This window comes from Psychrobacter sp. TB20-MNA-CIBAN-0197 (assembly GCF_040309765.1).
Classification (GTDB): Bacteria; Pseudomonadota; Gammaproteobacteria; order Pseudomonadales; family Moraxellaceae; genus Psychrobacter; species Psychrobacter submarinus.
Genome location: NZ_JBEOPC010000690.1, coordinates 1 through 267 on the forward strand (window position 1 = coordinate 1; position 267 = coordinate 267).

Consider the following 267-nt stretch of genomic DNA (forward strand, 5'->3'; position numbering starts at 1 on the left):
TTGCGCGGTCTGGCTCTGCCATTCCAGCGGTTCGATGTTCAGGCCGTTCAGGCGTGTGGCGACGCTCGCGCGGCGCTCGGCCTGGTGGTTGAACATCACTTGGAACAGCGGACTGTGGCTGAGGCTGCGGCCCGGCTCCAGCGCTTCGACCAGTTGCTCGAAGGGCAAGTCCTGATGCGCCTGCGCCTCCTGCGCCGTCTGTTTGACCTGACGCAGCAGTTCGATAAACGGCAGCTCTGCGTCGATGTCCGCCTTGAGCACCTGGGT

The 267-nt window shown here is 64.4% G+C and carries 1 protein-coding gene; it reads right to left on the reverse strand.

From position 1 onward, the window contains the following. The coding region (locus tag AAEY83_RS15555) for a condensation domain-containing protein (protein WP_351060373.1) at positions 1-267 on the reverse strand (267 nt) is incomplete at both ends.